Origin of the sequence: Thiocapsa imhoffii, from assembly GCF_016583985.1 — a bacterium.
Lineage (GTDB): Bacteria > Pseudomonadota > Gammaproteobacteria > Chromatiales > Chromatiaceae > Thiocapsa > Thiocapsa imhoffii.
Genome location: NZ_NRSD01000073.1, coordinates 1 through 1,501 on the forward strand (window position 1 = coordinate 1; position 1,501 = coordinate 1,501).

At 43.9% G+C, this 1,501-nt stretch carries 2 protein-coding genes and 1 pseudogene; 1 reads left to right on the forward strand and 2 read right to left on the reverse strand.

Features of this window, described 5'->3' with window-relative positions:
* Positions 1 to 2 precede the first annotated feature (2 nt).
* The gene (locus tag CKO25_RS20685) at positions 3 to 233 is read right to left on the reverse strand and encodes a hypothetical protein (protein WP_200387302.1); all 231 of its coding nucleotides are present in this window, start codon (positions 231 to 233) and stop codon (positions 3 to 5) included.
* 83 nt (positions 234 to 316) lie between these two features.
* Here CKO25_RS20685 and CKO25_RS20690 point away from each other — a divergent pair.
* Positions 317 to 427 (forward strand): annotated as a pseudogene (locus CKO25_RS20690) (IS200/IS605 family transposase); the annotation flags it as partial.
* Between the two features lie 184 nt (positions 428 to 611).
* On the opposite strand, the gene CKO25_RS20695 reads toward CKO25_RS20690, so the two are convergent.
* Complete coding sequence (locus CKO25_RS20695) at positions 612 to 1,349, reverse strand: class I SAM-dependent methyltransferase (RefSeq protein WP_200389829.1); 738 nt, start codon at positions 1,347 to 1,349, stop codon at positions 612 to 614.
* Positions 1,350 to 1,501: the final 152 nt, after the last annotated feature.

A 1,501-nucleotide genomic window follows, 5' to 3' on the forward strand; every position in this document is an offset into this window, starting at 1 on the left:
CGTCAGATCAACAGCACTCGGTATTCGAGTAGAGGCAAATGTCGAAGTTCGATCTCATTACCCAAACCATAAGCATGATGAATCGGCTTGCCACAACGGTGACACTGCGTTCCTTCTAGGGTACTATGAACGTCAATTCTCAACGTTTTACGTTCACCTAAAACCACCCGTTCAATTGCGAGGTCAGGAAGATTTAAAAGGGCCTGAATCGTATCATTATCGAAAGTCATCATCAAAAGCGCTCGAATGACATTTTAGCGGAGCACCGCCATCAAGTGACTGATTTATATGATAACATGACCCCCTGAGATCCGGGAGAGCCTACTTTGTCTCGACTGTCGGTCGGGATGAAGCGACGATCCGAGAATACATCCAGCACCAGGAGCGCGAAGACCAGCACCTGGATCAGCTCAGACTGTGGCGCTGATCTGCCGCCTTTAGGCGGCCCAAGAACCGTGGGGCCGCGTGAGCGACCCCTTGCCGCTTTGAGCGGCTCACGAATTCAAAGCCCCCGGCTTTGCCAGGGGATTGTTACTTATAGCTCTCAGTAAGACTTTAAAAATAACGAAGTCGAGTAAAAAAGGAGGCCACATATTTGCAGCCTGTCATTTTTAGGGCGCGCTTTCTGGTTTTACTATTATATAGGTTAAGTTGTTGTGCTCCCAACGAAGTTTACCTAAGGACATGGCGGACACTGCTATGGCGAATGCTCGCGAAAGAATCGGAACAATACCTTTTCCATTTAAATAGCTTGCTTTTCCATACTCTTCTTTGATGACTAATCCATTTCTCTTGCAAAACTCATGTATTCCGTTTCGTGAAATAATATGATCATGCACAGTCGGATACGGTCCAAAACCCTCTTCGCCAGCGTGTTTTATTTTTTTTACGTACTTTTTATAGAATACATGGACCCAAAAGGGTGTGATTCTGGTAATGAAACCGTAGACCGAATCACGATCCGGAATCCTAAGAATAAGCAAACCACCGGGCTTTAACCACCGGGTCATATTCTCAAGAGCACGCTCTGCGTGTGTAATATGTTCTAGGACATATGAACTGTAGACAACGTCATATTTCCGATCTTGGATATCAAGAGTCCGGAGGTCTCCGATTATAGAATCATCGAGGTCTTTTACAATAATTTTTCTTGCATTCAATGCCTTTTCGTCAATATCGACGCCCGTCAGTCGATAGGAAATACCACTTAGCTTAAGCGGCCATGCTCTTCCACATCCAGCCTCAAGTATCGATAATGGTTCTTGACCATGAGTTCGATTCTTCAAGTAATCTTCTAGAAGCTGAAACTCTTGATTTCGATCATTAAACATCTCTAATTTTTCTAACATAGCAACCTTCAATTAATTTGGTTAATAGAGTTGTACCTTGTGCTTAAAGCCCTATCGCATATATCATAGAGTTTAGTGAGATCTGCTATTAAAGGGCTTAAACGATGACAGTCTTCGATCAATTTACCGAACTTAAACGCGATCGAACCATC

Excerpts from the sequence above, each read along its gene's own strand:
- CKO25_RS20685 (WP_200387302.1), bottom strand. The coding sequence starts at position 233 with ATGATGACTTTCGATAATGATACGATTCAGGCCCTTTTAAATCTTCCT.
- CKO25_RS20695 (WP_200389829.1), bottom strand. The coding sequence starts at position 1,349 with ATGTTAGAAAAATTAGAGATGTTTAATGATCGAAATCAAGAGTTTCAG.